13 protein-coding genes and 1 tRNA gene are annotated in these 17,342 nt (G+C 65.4%); 2 read left to right on the forward strand and 12 right to left on the reverse strand.

Annotation, left to right across the window (positions count from 1 at the left end; translation table 11 throughout):
- Window positions 1–103: 103 nt before the first annotated feature.
- The 4 genes from AC6I65_RS07050 to AC6I65_RS07065 form a co-directional block, all read right to left on the reverse strand.
- Window positions 104–3,736: a UvrD-helicase domain-containing protein gene (locus AC6I65_RS07050; protein ID WP_497901223.1), complete on the reverse strand. Its 3,633-nt coding sequence runs from the start codon at window positions 3,734–3,736 to the stop codon at window positions 104–106.
- On the reverse strand, window positions 3,729–4,811 hold the full coding sequence (locus AC6I65_RS07055) for a hypothetical protein (RefSeq protein ID WP_497901224.1): 1,083 nt from the start codon (window positions 4,809–4,811) through the stop codon (window positions 3,729–3,731). The genes AC6I65_RS07050 and AC6I65_RS07055 overlap by 8 nt, the downstream gene beginning before the upstream one ends.
- The gene (locus AC6I65_RS07060) at window positions 4,808–7,108 is read right to left on the reverse strand and encodes a hypothetical protein (RefSeq protein WP_497901225.1); all 2,301 of its coding nucleotides are present in this window, start codon (window positions 7,106–7,108) and stop codon (window positions 4,808–4,810) included. Before AC6I65_RS07060 ends, AC6I65_RS07055 begins: the two co-directional genes overlap by 4 nt.
- 76 nt (window positions 7,109–7,184) lie before the next feature.
- A complete protein-coding gene (locus AC6I65_RS07065) occupies window positions 7,185–7,637 on the reverse strand; it encodes a hypothetical protein (RefSeq protein WP_497901226.1) in 453 nt (150 codons plus the stop codon).
- 200 nt (window positions 7,638–7,837) lie between these two features.
- Between AC6I65_RS07065 and AC6I65_RS07070 the strand changes: the two genes are divergently transcribed.
- On the forward strand, window positions 7,838–8,236 hold the full coding sequence (locus AC6I65_RS07070; protein ID WP_497901227.1) for a CBS domain-containing protein: 399 nt from the start codon (window positions 7,838–7,840) through the stop codon (window positions 8,234–8,236).
- 847 nt (window positions 8,237–9,083) lie between these two features.
- Here the strand turns inward: AC6I65_RS07070 and AC6I65_RS07075 are convergent.
- Window positions 9,084–9,156 (reverse strand) — tRNA-Thr (locus tag AC6I65_RS07075).
- A gap of 168 nt (window positions 9,157–9,324) precedes the next feature.
- Window positions 9,325–10,353 carry a class I SAM-dependent methyltransferase gene (locus AC6I65_RS07080; protein WP_497901228.1) on the reverse strand — a complete coding sequence of 343 codons (1,029 nt, stop codon included), beginning with the start codon at window positions 10,351–10,353 and terminating at the stop codon, window positions 9,325–9,327.
- A gap of 65 nt (window positions 10,354–10,418) precedes the next feature.
- Between AC6I65_RS07080 and AC6I65_RS07085 the strand changes: the two genes are divergently transcribed.
- Complete coding sequence (locus AC6I65_RS07085; protein ID WP_497901229.1) at window positions 10,419–10,868, forward strand: Rieske (2Fe-2S) protein; 450 nt, start codon at window positions 10,419–10,421, stop codon at window positions 10,866–10,868.
- Window positions 10,869–10,973: 105 nt separating this feature from the next.
- Here the strand turns inward: AC6I65_RS07085 and ribB are convergent, their stop codons facing one another.
- From ribB to glpK, 6 genes are all read right to left on the reverse strand, one after another.
- On the reverse strand, window positions 10,974–11,666 hold the full coding sequence (gene ribB / locus AC6I65_RS07090; RefSeq protein WP_497901230.1) for a 3,4-dihydroxy-2-butanone-4-phosphate synthase: 693 nt from the start codon (window positions 11,664–11,666) through the stop codon (window positions 10,974–10,976).
- A 1-nt stretch (window position 11,667) separates the two neighbouring features.
- Window positions 11,668–12,372: a DUF120 domain-containing protein gene (locus AC6I65_RS07095; protein ID WP_497901231.1), complete on the reverse strand. Its 705-nt coding sequence runs from the start codon at window positions 12,370–12,372 to the stop codon at window positions 11,668–11,670.
- A gap of 282 nt (window positions 12,373–12,654) precedes the next feature.
- The gene (gene twy1, locus AC6I65_RS07100) at window positions 12,655–13,695 is read right to left on the reverse strand and encodes a 4-demethylwyosine synthase TYW1 (RefSeq protein WP_497901232.1); all 1,041 of its coding nucleotides are present in this window, start codon (window positions 13,693–13,695) and stop codon (window positions 12,655–12,657) included.
- Between the two features lie 76 nt (window positions 13,696–13,771).
- The gene (locus AC6I65_RS07105; RefSeq protein ID WP_497901233.1) at window positions 13,772–14,458 is read right to left on the reverse strand and encodes an HAD-IIB family hydrolase; all 687 of its coding nucleotides are present in this window, start codon (window positions 14,456–14,458) and stop codon (window positions 13,772–13,774) included.
- A 174-nt stretch (window positions 14,459–14,632) separates the two neighbouring features.
- Window positions 14,633–15,703 carry a DUF7973 family transport facilitator gene (locus tag AC6I65_RS07110; RefSeq protein WP_497901234.1) on the reverse strand — a complete coding sequence of 357 codons (1,071 nt, stop codon included), beginning with the start codon at window positions 15,701–15,703 and terminating at the stop codon, window positions 14,633–14,635.
- A gap of 2 nt (window positions 15,704–15,705) precedes the next feature.
- The gene (glpK, locus tag AC6I65_RS07115; protein WP_497901235.1) at window positions 15,706–17,244 is read right to left on the reverse strand and encodes a glycerol kinase GlpK; all 1,539 of its coding nucleotides are present in this window, start codon (window positions 17,242–17,244) and stop codon (window positions 15,706–15,708) included.
- Window positions 17,245–17,342: the final 98 nt, after the last annotated feature.

Consider the following 17,342-nt stretch of genomic DNA (forward strand, 5'->3'; position numbering starts at 1 on the left):
GCTCCGACGATCGTTGCGGACGCTCGAATCGGCCACGCTCGAGGCAACGTGGTTTCGTGGAGGGTCGATCCGTTTTTACGTCATATTTCGTCTCGATACCACGCTACGTCACGTCTAGCGGGGGCCCGCACCCGAGGGACCGATGCGGACAGCTCCGACAGTGCGACCCCGGCGTCGTCTCGGCGTAGGTCGGTCGATCCAGCGCCTCGAGTCCGCGTCGAACCGCCCCCCAGTCGGGCGTCGCCGACGGCGAGTGGAGGGCGACCCGGGGGCCCTCGACAGGTCCCACGTACACGTAGCCGACGGCGTCGACGGGCTCGCCGAGCCGGCGTTCACAGGCGCGGGCGTACAGCGAAAGCTGGAGGGCCGCTTCGGGGTCGATCCGCTCGCTCGTCGCCTTGTAGTCGAGGACGACGAGTCGTCCGTCAGGTGCCCGCCGGACCGTATCCACGTAGCCGACGACCGAGCCGTCGACGCCGGGCACGTCGTCGGCCGCAAACGACAGTTCCGCGGCGAGTTCGTCCCACGCGTGAACCGGCGCCTCGAGGTCGGGTTCTCGAGCGTCGAAGTACCGATCGATACACCGGTGGACGGCCTTCTCGTATCCTCGTTGCCCGCGGGCCGTGAGCCGTCTGGTGGCCGCCCGACGCCACTCCCCGGGGCTCGAGTACTCCCGGTAGAACGCTTCCTCGGCCACGGCGTGAAAGACCGTGCCGACGAGTCGCGGGTTCGACTCGCGGCTCGTTCGACCGTTGCCCGGGGTCGAATCGACCCACTGTCGACCGTCGTCACCCGAGACCGGATCGTCGGGCGCCCCGACGACGTACTCGAGGTAATGCTTTCGCGGACACTCGTCGTGGGTTGCCAGCGCGCTGTAACTGTGCTCGAGTGCTTCGGGGAACCGTTCGCGTCCCGATTCCGAGAACGCGTCCGGGGCGAATCGCGAAGCCGCCGTATCCAGCGCTCCGACTCGTCGCCCCGCCGGCGCGTCGAGTTCGGGGACTGTGGGAGCGGCGTCCGCAGCCGGTAGCAGCGTTCGGTTCCGAAGCTGTCGCCCCAGTCGGTGGACGACGTCGAGCGCCTCGTCCGTCTCGAGCGTCCGGTGGCCGTCGGTATCGAGGTAGTCGATGGTGCCGGTGGCGTGCGTCGACGGTTCAGCGAGCGAGTCGGTGACGTTGACGACCGTTTCGGGGTACGTTTCCTGCACCCGGTCGAACGCCGTCACCAGTTCCGACCAGAGGTTCATCCGCTCGCCGGTAACCGACCACTCGATCGCGGAGGGGAGACACGCGTCGGCCATGGAGGCGGCGAGGTCGCCGTCTCCGCCCTCGTAGTCGTAGTTCGAGCCGAAGACGAGCAGGTGGTTTTCCGCCCTGGTGAGCGCGACGTGGAGAACGCGCCAGGATTCAGCCGTCGGCTCCGCGGCGAGATCCGCACACAGCGGCGAGTCGACGGCCGGGTCGAGCCTCGCGGCAAGCAGACGATACCGGGCCCCGTAGGCGTAGTCTCGCCGAACGCACCACTCCTCGTCCGAGAGGTACGGCGCGAGGACCGTGTCGAACTCGAGGCCCTTGGCCTGGTGCACCGTCATGACGTCAACGGCGTCCGCGGACGTGGTTCCCTGCTGGCGGTCGCGCGATCCGCCCGCCAACACCCGCTCGAGCGCGTCGACGAACCGGGTCGAGAGCGACTCGAGCACGTCGGTGCCGGTCCTGGCGTCGACGAACCGTTCGATCCGCTCGAACGTCTGGCGGTCGTCGGGACCCAGAAACCACTCGATGCACGTTCGCTCCCGGAACTGTCGGAGAAACGGCGCTATCGGGGAGGCGTCTTTCGCCGCCGCGAGCGCCTCGAGGTCGGCACGCGCCCGCTCGAGTCGATCCGGTTCGTCGAAGGGTTCGGCCTCGAGGTCGGCCTCGAACAGCGCGTCGTACAGCCGACGGTTGCGGCGGTGGAGGCGGGAGAGATCGGCTTCACACACTCGATATCGTGTGAGAAGCACTCGACGAAGGTGCGTGTCGGCGTCGTGATCGACCAGCACGCGGAGGTACGAGAGAACCGTCTGGGTGCCCTCCGACACGGACCCTGTCGCCGAACCCGACCGCTCGCAGGGAATCTGGCGCTGCTCGAGTTCTGCGGCGATATTCCGCGCCTGTGCGTTCGTCCGGACGATGACCGCGATGTCTTCGAGCGTTCGCTCCGGGACGGATCCACAGTCGCCGTTCAGGAGTCGTGAAATCGCCGTCCCGACCTGTTCGGGTGTCGACGACTCGAGTTCGTCGCTCTCGACTTTCAGCACCCGGTGGGGCGGGTTCGCCTCGTCGTACGCACCTCGGGTCCGCTCGTACTCGCGGAGCGTCTTCGAGGGCTGGGTGCCGTACGAACAGTGGTTCGTCAGGTCCAAGATTTCCTGTTTCGACCGAAAGTTCAACTCGAGTTCGACCGACTCGTGGTCGCCGTCGTTCGCACCGAGACGCTCGAGGCCCCTGGGGTCAGTCCCGCGCCAGCCGTAGATCGCCTGGTCCGTGTCCCCGATGGCGAGGAGGTCTGGTCGATCCGGGCCGCGCGTGAGTTCGGTGACGAGCGTCCACTGGGTCGCATCGGTGTCCTGGAACTCGTCGCAGTAGACGTGGCTCCACCGGCGGGTGATCTCCTCGGCGACGGCCTCGTCTTCCAGCAGGCGCGTCGCGGTCCGAACGAGTTCGTCGAAGTCGACCGCGCCGTCGGTCTCGAGCCTCGCCCGATAGTCGGCGTAGATTTCGGCGTAGTGGCCGGCCTGTCGGAGCACGGCCACGTAGTGCTCGAGTCGGCCGAACGGCGTCTGTTCGACCGTTTTCGCCCCGTCCCGCCAGAGTTCGTTGCCGAAGAGAACGGGCGGCAGGTGCTTCGTCGACGGGTCGTCGAGCGACATCGCTTCTCGCGTTCTCGTCACGCACGCCTGAAGCGTGCGGAGGTAGGCGTCGACCTCTCGAACCACCGGATCGTCGCGAAACGCCGCCGGACCTTCGGCGATCTTCTCTCGACAGAACGTCAACAGCGTGCCGTACTCGACGAGCGCCTCGCGAATTTCCCTCACGTGTTCGTCCCGGTTGAAGTACCGAATCGCCTCGTTGTCGAACGACAGCGATTCCGTCGCCTCGCCGCGGAGCCACAGGAGCAGTTCCTCGAGGAGGTCGAGCGTCCGTTCGTCGGGTAGGGCGTCGATGAGGGCGTCCGGGGCGATCTCCTCGCGACTCATCACCGAGACGAAGTGGTCGACCGATCCGGCGAGCGTCGACGGGGTGGCCGATTTCGTCGGCGCCACGTCGACGGCCGCAAAGTCGTACTCGTACTCGGCGAGGAGCCGGTTGAGTAGCCGTCGTCGCTTCCGCTCGGTGACGACCTCGAACGACGGGGAGAGCCCGAGATAGTAAGCGTACTCTCGAACCAACCGGTAGCAAAACGAGTGGTACGTGTGAACCTCGATCGCCGCCGCGACGGACGGCTCGAGTCGCTCGGTGATCGACGCTCGAATGCTCGCGGCCGCCTCGTTCGCGAACGTCACGACGAGCACGTCGGAGGGATCGACGGCACCGTCCTCGAGCGCCCGTTCGATCCGCGCCAGCATCGTGGTCGTCTTTCCGGTACCGGCGCCCGCGTCGACGGACGTGCACGCGGCCTCGCTCGCGATGACGGCGGGCTGATTTCCTTTCGGGGCTGGGCCCGGGGTCGACCTCGAGAGCCGGTGGTCATCCATCGAAGGCCACCTCGCTCGAGAGGTACTTCGTACAGCAGACGGCGTACGGACACGTCGGGCAGACGTTACGTTCGATCTGGTCCCACCGGGATTCGAAGGCTTCGTCGTCGACGCCGGCGATGGCGGCGGTCGCCACTTGTCGCAACCGATCGTCAACGGTCTGGTTTCGGTGTTCGTGTGTCATCCCGAACGTGTGGTGGTCCAGGTAAGGTTCGGTGAGGTCCACCGGCTCGACGCTCGTTTCGACGCGCTCGCGAAGTGGGTTGACGGTCAGCCGATCCCGATCGAGGACCGGGACCTGGACGTACCGACAGGTACGGGCGTCCGTGAGGGACAGGTGGTCACGAAGCGTCCGCAATCCATCGAGAGCGGCAGCCGTTTCGAGCAGGGTGGCGACCATTTCGGGGGCGAATTCGGCCCGGTCCGGATCGAAGTGTCCGGCGAACCGATCGGCGACGTCGCCGTCCCACGCGGCTCGATAGCGAAGTATCCCCAGGTGTGCGGCGGTCGGGACGAACCGAACCCCGACGAACGACGATCCCTCGAGGACGGCGTAATCGATCGGCACGTCGATCTGGAGAGGAGAGGCCTCGTCGTCATCAGCCGTCGGTCGAGTCGCCGTCACCGTCGATCGAATCGGCAGGTCCGGACCGACGAGTTCGCCGCCGACGCCGCTCGCCCTGGTGGCGTACAGGCACTCGGCGTGGTCGGTACCGATGGCCTCGACGTACGCCCGAATTGCCGCCTCGAGCACTCGACGCTCGTGTCGTCGCTGGGCGCGTGAGTGGACCCCCTCGCCGTAGTCCGCCCAGCGGTTGGCAAACCGGTCCAGGGCACGCGTCTCGAGCGTGTCGACGTCCCCCGCACGAAGGGCATCACAGATGGCCGTTCGGAGCAACTCGAGTCGGGCCGCCTGCGGATCGTCTTCGCCCGTGTGCAGGCCGTACTCGTGGGCGTATCGGTACCGTTGCGGACACCGGAGGTGGGTTCGCACGCCGTCGATCGAAATCGGTGGTGCCTCGGCGCGCGATGGCGGCGACGTCGTCGCGTCGGCCTCGGTGGGGTTCCTCGTCATCGACTCACCTCCCCCGCTGCGAACTCGAACTGCGTGTACACGGCGTCCCGGACCGTCTCGTCGACGTTTTCGTGCTCCAGGGCGAGGGCGAGCTCCTGGATTCGCTCCGCCGTGGCATCGAGGTCGACGGGTTCGCCAATCGACGCACGGCCCAGGAGTGTCTCGAGGTCGGTCCAGGGCACCTCGAGAGTGGCTTCGAGGGTTCGTTGCCGTCCGTAGCCGACGTGGTCTCGGTGTTTTACGTCGACAGGCTCGAGGTCTATCCCGGGCATAACTGTGAGTTCGCGAACGAATCGGGACTCGTCGTGGGTTCGTCGGAGGCCCTCGGTTTCGCGCTCGTACGAACAGCAGTAGAGCCGGGTCCGGGCTGTCCGAGAACCGAGAGCGAGACGTCGACGTGCCCGTTCGGCGTGGTACGTCTCGAAGCGGTCGGCGACGGCCGACCCGTCCGTGACCGTGGCGAACGTCTCCTCGAGCGTCGATGCGGAGGGGTCGGTCACGGCGGGAAAAGATGGCATCGAGCGCAGCCACGCCGTCGGAAACAACGGCGTTAGAAACTGCGTCCCGGGATAGGTGTCGTCGATCAGATCCAGCAAGAACACGACCTCCCGCGAGTCGTACGCCAGGTCGTCGATCGGACAGACGGTTACCCCACCGCCCGGCCCTCGCGTCTCGATGGCGTGGACGTGCGGGGCGTCGTACTCGATCGTTCGCTGGAGCATTCGTCGGAGGCCCTGCCAGTCGGGGGCGACGAGGTCCGTCCGCTCGACGAACCGGGCGATCTCGAGGACCCGGTGAATGCTCTGGAACTGCTCGCGGGCGTCGATCCACGGTTCGTCGCGGGCGATGCGCGCCTTCAGATTCGTTCGCTGGATCCACGACTCGAGTGCGGTCGTCACTGACTGCCCGTGGGCGGTTTCGACGTCACGCGGAGAAAATTCCTCGATGCGGGCTTCGAGTCTGGCGATGACGGGTTCGGTTATCTCGGTCGGGTCGTGTCCCTGCTCGAGAGTACAGTGCGCTTCGATGACGGCGTAGAGTTCGCTAACGGCGGGATCGTCCGCCAGGGAGGGCGTACCGATCGTAGCCGTGGGAACGCCCACGTCGCGAAGGAGTCGTCGTGTCCGGGGAACGCGTTCCGCTCGTGGGACGGCGACCGCGAACTCGTCGAACGACCAGTCGAATCGGTCGCGGAGCGACTGGATTTCGCTGGCGACCCACCGCACCTGCGCTCGAGCGGTTTCCGTTCGAAGTCGGTACGCTCGAGCGGTCGTGTGCTCGTCTTCGTTCTCCTCTTTTCGTTCGTTCTCCTCCTTTCGTTTGTCGTCCTCTCCGCGCTCGTTTTCGGCTTTATCGTCCTCCTTGCGTTCGTTCTCGTCCTCGACATCGGAACGCTGGCCGTAATCGTTCCCGCCATCCCTTCCTGTCGCCAGTGCTCGAGCGACCGCGTCGTGGGCCGGCCTCGATTCGGGTTGTCGCGTCGGCGGCCGGACCTCGAGGCCGTCCGCGATCGATTCGAGCGAACCGGGTTCGACCCGCGTTCGTTCGACGCTCGCGTGGCGCTGGCCGACGCAGACGAGTTCGGCCTCCCCGGTCAGCGCCGCGAGATAGCGCCTGTCGAGGCGGCGAAACTCCTCGAACTGCACGGCGAGAACGGCGTCGAACGAGTCCGTAATCCGCTCATGGAGGCCGTCAGCGTCGGCCTCGAGCAGGTCGACCACTCGTGGGATCACGTCTGCCCGCTCGACGAAGCCCCGAGAGTCGAGTTCGTCGTGGAACCGGTCGTTCATGGCGTAGAGGAAGGCGAGACAGGGGTGGATGGCGTCCCCGTCTCGATCCCCCGTGGCGTCGATCTGTTGCCGGGTCGCCTCGAGCAACAACCGTCCGACGTCGCGGGCGAAACTGTCGTGCTCGCTCGCGCGTTCGAGGTACGGCGGCACGTCGCGACTCGCGCCAGCGATGACAAGCGAGATGAGTTCGATCCGCTCTTCGTACTCGAGGCGTTCGAGTGTCGGGTCGTAGGTCTCGAGGACCTTCGAGGCGTGTTCGGGAAGTGATTCGACTCGCGGGCCGCTGACGGCGTTCTGGGTCGCGTTCGGGTCGTCTGTCGTCTCGGGAAGGACTCGCTCGAGGCGGTCGAGTCCCGCCGGGTGCCGCTTGAGGACGAGGACGTTTTTCGATCCGTGGGACTCGACGAGCGCGGCGTACTCGTCGGCAACGCGCTCGAGGAGGTCGTGACGGGGATACGGGAGGGCGACGAGCGTCCCCTCGAGCGTCGGGGACTCGGATGTCGGCATTGCGGTATGCCACGGAGTAGTGACTGTATAGTACTTAAACCTGTACCCGACCTGGCCGGTTACTGGCCGCTCTGGCTCACGACGCCTCGACCACCGTCAGATACGTCACGTACACGAGCGCGGCGGCAACGAGCGAGATCGCGACGACGGTGACGCCGACGAAGTTCTCGAGGAAGACCGCCGGATCGTCCATGATGTAGGCACCGCCCTCGACCGCGAGGACGAACAGGGCACCGTACAGGGCCGCGACCGCCATGGCGCGAGCGATGGCGACGACCAGCCCGGCTCGGCGGCTGTTGAGGAGTTCGACGACGAACAGCAGGGCAATCGCAAGCAGGTAAAACGGCTCGGGGAGGGCCTGTCCGAGTCCGTAGGGCCCTTGAATCGCGAGCCAGCCGTAGTACGCGAGCGCCAGCAGGACGCCAGCGACGAACGTCATCGCGACGCCGTATCCCGTCGTGTCGTCGACGCGTGGGCGCCTCGACTGTGTCGCGTCGTCGCTCGAGTCGGACGGTTCTGGTGCGGCCATCGTGTATCGTGGTACGTAGGACCGCGAGCGGGTTAGTTCTCGAGGGTACGTTCATCACATTTGATGCGCTGGAAAGTGGGGACAGGGGAGGGGCGTCACTGGGACTGACACGTCGATGACCTGCTGGCCGCGCTCGAGCGGGCCGGGGTGTCACCCCATGGCGTGAGAATATTTATAGCCGGACTTCAATACCACTACGTATGGACGACATTTTCGTTGCCAGATTGATGAGTTCGGATCTCGTAACGGTCGCACCCGACACCCTCGTCGAGGACGCCGGCCAGACGATACTCGAGAACGGCATTAGCTCACTCGTCGTCGTCGACGACGACGGTCGCCTCGAGGGAATCCTGACTACGACCGACTTCGTTACGATCGTCGCTGAGAGTTATCCGAAAGCGGAGACGACCGTCGAGCGCTACATGACGACCGACGTCGTGACCGTCTCACCTCAGCAGCCGATCACCGAGGTGGCGAATGTGATGCTCGAACACGGGGTTCACCACCTGCCGGTCGTCGACGAGGACGAGGGCGTCGTCGGCATCGTCACGACGACCGACCTGGCGGGGTATCTGACGACGATGCGGGCGTCGGTGTAGGTACTGAACTGGCCGATTTGGCCACACAGGGAACCGCGTTTTTACCAGTAATTTATAGCACGGCTTCTTTATTCAGTGTGAGATGTGAAACTCGCGTTCAGTACGGGGGAGAAGACTTATCACTTCAGTTGGGTGATTGGAAATAATGGCTGTGTTGACAGTAGCAACTCTTATTGCAAAGTATTCAGCAGGGGGAACGCTTGGTAGTCTATTTATCGCATATGGTCTAAGAGAGTTTCTGCGGGCAACTGGTGGTGGATTCTATTGTTGCCGTCACGGATTCTATCAAAGTCAAGGAATCATCCTTACATTCATCGGGTGGGCGATACTTTCCATTACAATCCTCAACTTGTATGGGTCGTTGAACGAACAGTAACACACGTAGTTGCCGAATCGCCTGTTTCAGTTTCATGCGCGCACCCGAATAACAGGAAACTGCGCTACTATCTACGGTTACGACTCGAGGAGATGGCGAGCGTCGAGTCCAAGAATCGATCGTCGAGACCCCGCAGTGGTCAGTCGTCCCAACACTGTCAGCGTCTTCGAGGAATAGAACACCGCGTAGACTACTCTGAACGTGCCGTTCGTCGCGCTCGCTCTGTCGTACCATGCATGGATTTGCTATACTAACATGGGGTTTATTCACGTCTCGAGGGGTCGAAACCGCTGGCTCCAGCGTTGAATCCGAAACTCGATATTCCGTACACTCGCGGAGTCAACTGGACGAGTCGAAAGAGAGCGTGGCTCCGATCCCGCGGATAGTACGGTGACGGACGTTCACTCGCGACGGGCACCGCTCACCTGATTCGAACCCGTCGCTCGTTCGATCTGACGTTCGAATAGAAAGAGCCAGTAGAGGGATTTGAACCCTCGACCTAATCCTTACGAAGGATTCGCTCTGCCAGCTGAGCTATACTGGCGCAGGTGTCTGCGTCCACTTCTACGTAGGACCGATAGCCGGCATAAGGATTGCGAATCGAGTCTGTTGCCCGAGTTGGATTCGATCTCACCTCGTCGAGCCGAGCTCGATCTCTCATCTCGAGTCAGGCTCGGGATCCGCTCACTGTGACCGGGTCTAGGCCATCGCCTCACCGCCGCTCGAGGCGCACGTCCAGGCAGACGTTGAGCTCGTGAGGGGCGTAGGATCGAACGACGCGCCGGGTCTCGACGGTCACCTCGTACTCGGGCTCGGCTGCCGCGCGAATCGCTCGCTCTCCCGGTCCGAAGGGGTCGTCCTCGTGCTGGATGTCGTAGTAGTGAATCACGCAGTCGTTACCGGCAATCGTCACCCCGGACTCGAGGAATGCGTCCGCGCTGTGAGGGAGGTTCATCACGATCCGGTCGGCCCAGTCCTCGTACTCGGGAGCGACCTCGCGGACGTCGGCGTCGATGGCCGTCACCCGATCCGCGACGCCGTTCCGGTCGGCGTTCTCCCGGAGGTACTCGATCGCGACCTCGTTGACGTCGACGCCGACGCACTCGGCGCCGCGTCTGGCAAACGGAATCACGAACGGGCCGACGCCGGCGAACATGTCGAAGACGCGCTCGCCCTCGCTCGCCTGCTCGACGACCCGGTGGCGTTCCGTGGCGAGACGCGGCGAGAAGTACACCGTCGCGAGGTCGAGTGCGAACTCACAGCCGTACTCCCGGTGGACGACGGTCGTCCCCTCGCCGGCGACCACGTCCCAGTCGCGTACGCGAGTCTCGCCCTTGATCTTCGAAGCCTTGTTCAGGACCGTCTCGAGCGGGAGGTCGGACGCGACGATCGCGTCGGCGATCTCCCGCGCCCGCTCCGGGTCGTCCTCCTCGAGGAGCGCGGTGTCCCCCAGCCGTTCGTAGGAGGGTTCGAAGCCGAGGAGATCCGCGGGCATCGTCTGTGTATCGCGAGCGGGTACGTCCCGACCGACGAGCGCGTAGTCGACCTCGAGATCCGAGAGCAGGGCGTCTACCGGGCGTTCGCTCGAGTCCGAACTCGATCCCGAATCGTCGAGCGGCACGTAGAGCCAGCCGTCCTCGACGGCGATCTCGAACTCGTCGGCGATCAGGTCCGCGTCGGCGAGCCGACTCCGAACGGTCTCGCCGTGCTCGGGGCGAACGCGGACACACGGCACGTCCATACCTCCCGTCGCTGCTCCGGCGTCCTAACGGTGACGTTTTGTCGCTCGCGCCGGAAGCCCGGCCCATGGCAGGTCGGACGGAACTCACGAGGCTCGAGACGGTCCAGGAATCCCGGTCGTGGCTGTTCACGGTTCGCGACCGCTACGGCGAAGCCGAGGAGGCGATCCTCGTCCCCTGCGAGGACGGCGTCGAGGGGTGGATCAACCGCTGTATGCACGAACCGCAGCGACTCGACGTCGGCCGCGGCGTCGCGATGCGCGACGATGAGATCATCTGCCCGCGACACGGCTCGATGTACGACGCCTGTTCGGGGGCGTGTGACAACGGCGAAGCCGCCGGCACGCGACTCGTCGGCATCGACGTGACCGCCGAGGACGGTCGGGTCTACCTGACGGATTCGATATATCACTTCGACCACGAGGGCGGCCTCGAGGACGACGGAGAGGCGGACGAAAACGGGAGCGACGAAGACGGCGACGACGGTCCGTCATCGACCTCGCACATCTCTTTTTGAGGGGAGTCAGCCGGCGGTGTTCGAGGCCTCTCGAGGCTTAGAAAGGCCTCGAGCGGAGTCGAGATAACTAAACCTCAAGAGCAATCGAGACGCCTGATATCGAGATCAGTCGAGATACCCGAGCACGTCGCTCCCCTCGAGATAGACGAAACCGTGGCGGTCGGCGTAGGCTCGCGCGTCCGCAGGCGCGAGCGCCTCGCCAGTCCGGTCGTCGAGCATCTCACAGACGACGACGGCGGGCGGCAGGTCGGCCTCGAGGGCCAGCGCGACGCCCAGTTCGGTGTGGCCCTCGCGTTGCTCGAGGAGGTCGGGGGCCGCCCGAAGCAGGTGGACGTGACCGGGGACGCGAAACTCCTCGGCGAAGTCGGTTTTGTCCGGATCAGCGGCGGCCTCGCCGAGCGACTGGATCGTCAGCGAACGGTCGTTGTCGGTGATCCCGGTGTAGGTGTCCCGGTGGTTGACCGTCACGGAGAACGACGAGCGCTCGTCGTAGCCCAGGTCGTGGCCGGCCGTTGCCGGATGGTCGACGGCGTCGTCGTAGAACGGGAGGTCGAACGCGTCGGCGACCGCGTCCTCGAACGCGACGCAGACGAGGCCGCCGGCGTCGTTGCGCAGGCGGGAGACGGCCTCGGGCGTGACGGCGTCGGCGTGGTAGATCAGGTCGGTCTCGCCTTCGCGGTCGGCCGCGTCGTGGACGAGGATCGGTTCGCCAGCCTGCAGGCGCTCGAGGGCCGATTCGACGCTCGCGGCAGTTGTCAGCGGTTCCTGGCGGGGGTTGGTGGTGTCTGATCCGTTCATGTTAGCGGTCTCCGACGGTGATCATCACGTGGTCGTCGTCCTCGAGGTCGAGTTCGTCGCGAAGTTTCGCGGGCGCGATCAACTCGAGTTGATCCTCGTCGTGGTGGGTTCGTTCGGGGGCGATCGCGTGGGCGGTCTCGTAGACGTCGCCGTCGGCCGTCTCGACGGTAGCGGGGTGACAGACCGCGGGGCCATAGGTGCGCTCGTCGTTCTCCCAGCCGTTGATCGGAATCGACTCGAGGGAGGCCATCGCCCGGCGCCGTCGCATGCTCTCGTCGTGGAGTTCGACGTTGAGCGTCCCGGGGAACGGCTCGTAGCCCAGGCGGTCGGAAAACTGGCGGCTGTAGCCGGGCAGCGAGATGTAGTGGCGGCCCTCGCCCATGCCGCTGGTGACGACGCCCTCGAGTTCGACCTCGGGGTCGGCCTCGAAGAGCCGTTTGTACTCCTCGTACTCGGTGCGAAGCGCGCCCTCGCCCGCGTCGGTGACGACGACCCACTGGCCGTCGGCGACGGTGTCGCGCTCGAGGTAGCCCGCGCTCTCGAGACGCTGGAGCCGCCGCGAGGCGGTCTGGTTCGACGCCTCGAGTCGATCCGCGAGGGCCGAACAGGAGATTTTGATGTCGCCCTCGAGACCCCCGTCGAGTGCGAGGAGTTTGAGCACGGCAAGTTCGTCGTGCCCGACGGTGGTCGATACGGTCTCGTGCATACGCGACGCTTCGCCCCTCCGTGGCATAAGCGTACCGAATGTGGCACGCATTCCAAAACTGTTATGGGGTTGTCGGCAGTTTATCGCTCCGACGGCCCGGAGTCCTTTCGAGAATGCGTTTTCGACTCCATCGGTATGTATCGATCGGTCCGTCCCAATTTCGATATCCACCCACGACACCGATTCGGAGACGTAGATCGTCCGGTTCGAGACGGCGGAGTCCCGTCACCGACAGGTGGTTCACCAATTGTGATAATTGCCGTCAAAGGGACCCCTTTTCACTCAACCGCTCGAGACAGGGTCGCGCTCCCAGAACTCACTGTCCTTCTTCAGCTTCGGGACCCACGTATCGTCAGTCTTCGAGAGCAGGGCGACCCGCGAGGCGGGAACCTCCTTCACCTCGGTGAACTCGGGCATGTGGGAGGCGACCTCGCGTGCGAACTCGGCGACGTCCTCGTGATCGGGCATTGAGGACCTGTCGAGTCGGCCGCGAGAGTGCCCGACGTGCATGTACGCTTTGAGTTCGACGAAGTCGGGGTCGGCCCGCTGGTAGAAGGCGGCGTACCAGTCCGGGTCGCGCATGTTCTCGCCGTCGATCAGCGTCGTCCGCAGGACGGTGCGCGTCTCGTCCTTCTTGGCGAGGACGTCCATCGTCTCGACGAGGCGCTCCCAGGCGTCGTCCTCCATGGCCTTGACGACCTGGTCGAACGTCCAACGCTCGGGGGCGTCGACGCTGACGTACAGCTGGGTTGGGTCGCACTCTCGCAGGACTTCGGGGCGGGTGCCGTTCGAGACGAGGAACGTCGTGACGTCTCGGTCATGGAACGCCTCGAGCAGTTCCGGGAGATAGGGATACAAGGAAGGCTCGCCGTCGAGGCTGATAGCGACGTGGCGGGGTTCCATGGCCTCTTCGAACACGGACCGGGGGACCTGGTCGTTGCCGCCGAAGCCCGAGAGGAGCTTCTTCTGGAGGCGGATGGAGGCGTCGACGACGGCCTCGGGGTCGTCCCACTCGACGCCCTCGAGTTCGTAGGCGTGGCCGTTGTGGTCGCGCCAGCAGAAGACGCAACGCTCGTTACAGCGGACGACGGGCGTCATCTGGATACAGCGGTGCGATTCGATGCCGTACCAGATGTTCTTGTAGCACTTGCCCTCGCCGCGGAGGGCGTTGGCGGTCCACCCACAGGTCTGGGCAGCGGTGTGGTTCTCGTGGTGGTAGTTCGGCGAGTCGACTTGCATCGGTCCGCCACCGTCGTCCCCGTCTACGTCTACGTCGCCGTCCTCCGACGACGCGTCGGCCCCGGAATCCGCGGCATTGCTCATGATGGAACGCGATTGGACGCCCGCGAGTAAAAGGCGTGTGGTGTCGTGCCAGCGGTTTCTACGAGCGGCGGTCGAGTCACTCGCTATGTCCACGTACCCGCTCGAGCACGCTCAGCGTCCCGTCGGCGTGAGCCGTCTCGAGCACCTCGTCGGCCGCTGCCTTCGCCGCGTCGTCCGCATTGGCGACGGCGAAACTTCGACCGACCGCTTCGAACGTCGAGACGTCGTTCTCGGAGTCACCGACGGCCACCGCGTCCTCGAGGGCGAAGCCGACGTGCTCGGCCAGGCGGGCGACGCCGCGGCCCTTGCTCGTCTCCGGATTGACGACGTGGTAGGCGTAGCTGGTGTCGAGGACCTCGAGGCCGTGCTCGGCGGCCAGTTCTCGGAGGGGTCCTTCGGGTTGCTCGCGATTGACAGCCACCTCGGTCTCGCGCCAGCGGTTGACCGTGTCCTCGGGCCCCCAGCCGAGGTCGTAGCCGGCCTCCTGGTAGGCCTCCGCGACGGCCTGGGCCGCGGCGCGGTCGGCGGTGTAGTGGACGGACTCGCCGGTGTAGACGACGCCGCCGTTCTCGGCGACAACGAGTTCGGGAAGCGCCGCGAAGTGACAGAGGGCGACAGGATACGGGAACGCTTTTCCGGTGGCGACGACGACCGGGGCGTCCCACTCGAGCAGCGGATCGAAGATGCGAGGGTCGATGCCCCACCCCTCCGGGCGGGTGAGCGTGCCGTCGATGTCGAGGACGAGCGGCGGGTCGGCGGTCATACCGAAAGGTGCTCGAGGCGAAGCCTAAAGGAGTCGGTCTTCGGTCGCACTTGTGCCCGCCGCGATCTGGGTACTGCGAGGGCCGAGGTAAAATCACTCCTCGAGTCGGGCGTGAGTGGGTCGAACTGAAGGTCGCTGCTGTGAGTAGAACCCAGAAGGGGTGGTGATCAGCGGTCAGGGCGTCGGGACCCAGACCGTCGTCGGGAAGATGCCGAGGAAGTACGCCACGGCGATCAGAATCGTCCCAAAGACGATGGCCGCCGCGGGCGGGTCCCAGTGGGTGTCGCCGTGGGCGTAGAACACCCGCTGGAACGCTTCCCCGAACAGCGCACAGATGATCCCGAAGACGGCGGCGACGATCAGGGCGACCTCATTGCTGGTCCCCGCGAGAACCGCGTCGCCGCTCGCGACGACCGCCAGCGCGGCCGTCGAGGACGGGAGCGTGATGTGGTGCGTGACCGGGATCTTCTCGACGCCGCAGTTGAGGAAGACGAGGGAGGCGGCGCTGATACCGAACGCCAGGAACGGGCTCTCGGTGACGAGCGCCGTGTACCCGCCCAGGAGGCCGCCAGCCAGGCCGATCATGGCGACGTGGTCCCACTTGTACTGGTGGGGGAGCCACGGTTCGACGGCGAGACGCGAACTCTGGGCGGCCGCCGCCTCCGTCTCTGCTCCTGCGTCCACCTCGCCGCCGTCGGTGATCGCCCGCGTCTCCTCGCGCTCGAACGGCGACATGTCGAAGTAGCCAGTGCCCCGGACTTTCCCGATGATGCTGTAGCCCAGGATTAGCCGGTGAAACAGCGCCGAGAGGACGACCCCCATCGCGATGGGATCCCAGGGCAACCCGAGCGTCGCCGAGGTCACCTGGAGGACGTACCCGAGGACGCCGAAGGCGCCGCCCACGGCGAGGACGTCGGGTTTCGTCCCGAGAGCGTAGGCGATGTTCTTCGCCTCGTGGAAGTCGAAGGCGGTGTCGATGTAGCCCCGGCGAGCGGCGTAGGCCGTCGCCGCAGCACCGCCAGCGAAACTGATTGCCGGAGAGAACGGCGGGCCGAACGCGACATCGCCAGTGATCGCCGCGGCATCCGGATTGACGAGCGTCGCCGACTCGCCCGCGATAACCATGAACCCGGTGAAGATGAACGCCGGAAGCGCGCCGAGGGCCGCCCCGAACGCACCGCCGCCGAACGCGGCGATGAGCATCTCGAGGTCGAGCAGCGCCTCCAGGAGCTCACCGAGAACCATGGTCAGTCGCCTCCGTCGGTGGCCCAGCCGAGCGAGCGCTCGACGGCGTCACTCCAGCGACTGTACATGCGATCGGCTTTCTCCGGATCCATCTCGGGAGTGAACTCGCGGTCGACCTGCCAGTTGTCGCGCAGCCCCTCGACGTCGCCCCAGTAGCCCACCGCCAGGCCGGCCGCGTAGGCCGACCCCAGGGCCGTCGTCTCGTCGACGACGGGACGAGAGATCTCCGAGCCGATGATGTCCGACTGGAGCTGGCAGAGGTAGTTGTTCTTGACCGCGCCGCCGTCGACCTTGAGATCCTGCATCTCGATGCCCGAGTCCGCCTCCATCGCCTCGGCGACGTCTCGCGTCTGGTAGGCGATGGACTCGAGGGTCGCACGGACGACGTGTTCCTTCCGGGTACCGCGGGTCATCCCGACAATGGTGCCGCGGGCGCGCTGGTCCCAGTGCGGGGCGCCTAGCCCCGTGAACGCGGGGACGAAGTAGACGCCGTCGGTCGAATCGACGCTCCTGGCCAGTTCCGCCGTCTCGGCCGGGTCGTCGATCAGCGTCATGTCCTCGAGCCACTCGATCGCCGCGCCGGTGATGAAGATGGCGCCCTCCAGAGCGTACTGGACGGGTTCGCCCGAGCGCTGGAAGCCAATTGTGGTGAGCAGGCCGTGTTCGGACTCGACGGCCTCCTCGCCGGTGTTCATGAGGAAGAACGAGCCCGTCCCGTAGGTGTTCTTGGCCTCGCCGGCGTCGAAACAGGTCTGGCCGAACAGCGCCGCCTGCTGGTCGCCGAGCGCGCCCGCGACTGGGACCTCGGCCTCGAGGAAGCCGTCCGGATCGGTCGTCCCGTAGGTGTCCTCGTCGCTCGAGGGGCGAACTTCCGGGAGCATCTCCCGGGACACGTCGAACTCCTCGAGCAACTCGTCGTCCCACTCGAGGTCGTGGATGTTGTAGAGCATCGTCCGCGAGGCGTTCGTGACTTCGGTGATGTGGTTGCCCGTGAGGTTGTAGATCAGCCAGGTGTCGATGGTCCCGAAGAGGACCTCGCCCTCGGCCGCGCGGTCCTGGATGTCCGATGGCCGGGTACGCTCCATCTTGATCGGGTCGGCGTTCTCGAGGAGCCACTCGGCTTTCGTCGCCGAGAAGTAGGCGTCGGCCTCGAGGCCGGTCTTCTCGCGAATCGTTCCGACCAGACCGTCTTCCTCGAGTTGCTCGACGCGACTTGTCGTCCGGCGGTCCTGCCAGACGAGCGCGTTGTGCACCGGTTTCCCGGATTCGGCGTCCCAGAGCAGCGTCGTCTCGCGCTGGTTGGTGACGCCGATGGCCTCGAGCTGGTCCGGGCTGATCCCGGCCTGGCCGAGTGCGCTCGTGATCACCGATTTGGTGTTCTCCCAGATCTCCATCGGGTCGTGTTCGACCCAGCCGGGTTCCGGGTAGATCTGTTCGTGTTTCTCGTACGCGTTGGCGACGACCTGGCCGCTGTGGTCGAACACCATGAATCGCGTGCCGGTCGTACCCTGGTCTACTGCGCCGACGTATGTGTCTGTCATTGGTGGTCACCCGTTGTGTCGCTCGGTTGCGAACATCTTTACCGACGATCCGGTATTACTGATAAACAACACCAACGATCGGTATAAACATTGCCCAA

This window comes from Natronosalvus sp. KLKA75 (assembly GCF_059736265.1).

Coding starts and splice junctions, on each gene's coding strand:
- glpK (WP_497901235.1), bottom strand. CDS start 17,244: ATGACAGACACATACGTCGGCGCAGTAGACCAGGGTACGACCGGCACG.
- AC6I65_RS07110 (WP_497901234.1), bottom strand. CDS start 15,703: ATGGTTCTCGGTGAGCTCCTGGAGGCGCTGCTCGACCTCGAGATGCTC.
- AC6I65_RS07095 (WP_497901231.1), bottom strand. CDS start 12,372: ATGCACGAGACCGTATCGACCACCGTCGGGCACGACGAACTTGCCGTG.
- AC6I65_RS07060 (WP_497901225.1), bottom strand. CDS start 7,108: ATGCCGACATCCGAGTCCCCGACGCTCGAGGGGACGCTCGTCGCCCTC.
- twy1 (WP_497901232.1), bottom strand. CDS start 13,695: ATGAGCAATGCCGCGGATTCCGGGGCCGACGCGTCGTCGGAGGACGGC.
- AC6I65_RS07055 (WP_497901224.1), bottom strand. CDS start 4,811: ATGACGAGGAACCCCACCGAGGCCGACGCGACGACGTCGCCGCCATCG.
- ribB (WP_497901230.1), bottom strand. CDS start 11,666: ATGAACGGATCAGACACCACCAACCCCCGCCAGGAACCGCTGACAACT.
- AC6I65_RS07080 (WP_497901228.1), bottom strand. CDS start 10,353: ATGGACGTGCCGTGTGTCCGCGTTCGCCCCGAGCACGGCGAGACCGTT.
- AC6I65_RS07050 (WP_497901223.1), bottom strand. CDS start 3,736: ATGGATGACCACCGGCTCTCGAGGTCGACCCCGGGCCCAGCCCCGAAA.
- AC6I65_RS07065 (WP_497901226.1), bottom strand. CDS start 7,637: ATGGCCGCACCAGAACCGTCCGACTCGAGCGACGACGCGACACAGTCG.
- AC6I65_RS07105 (WP_497901233.1), bottom strand. CDS start 14,458: ATGACCGCCGACCCGCCGCTCGTCCTCGACATCGACGGCACGCTCACC.
- AC6I65_RS07085 (WP_497901229.1), top strand. CDS start 10,419: ATGGCAGGTCGGACGGAACTCACGAGGCTCGAGACGGTCCAGGAATCC.
- AC6I65_RS07070 (WP_497901227.1), top strand. CDS start 7,838: ATGGACGACATTTTCGTTGCCAGATTGATGAGTTCGGATCTCGTAACG.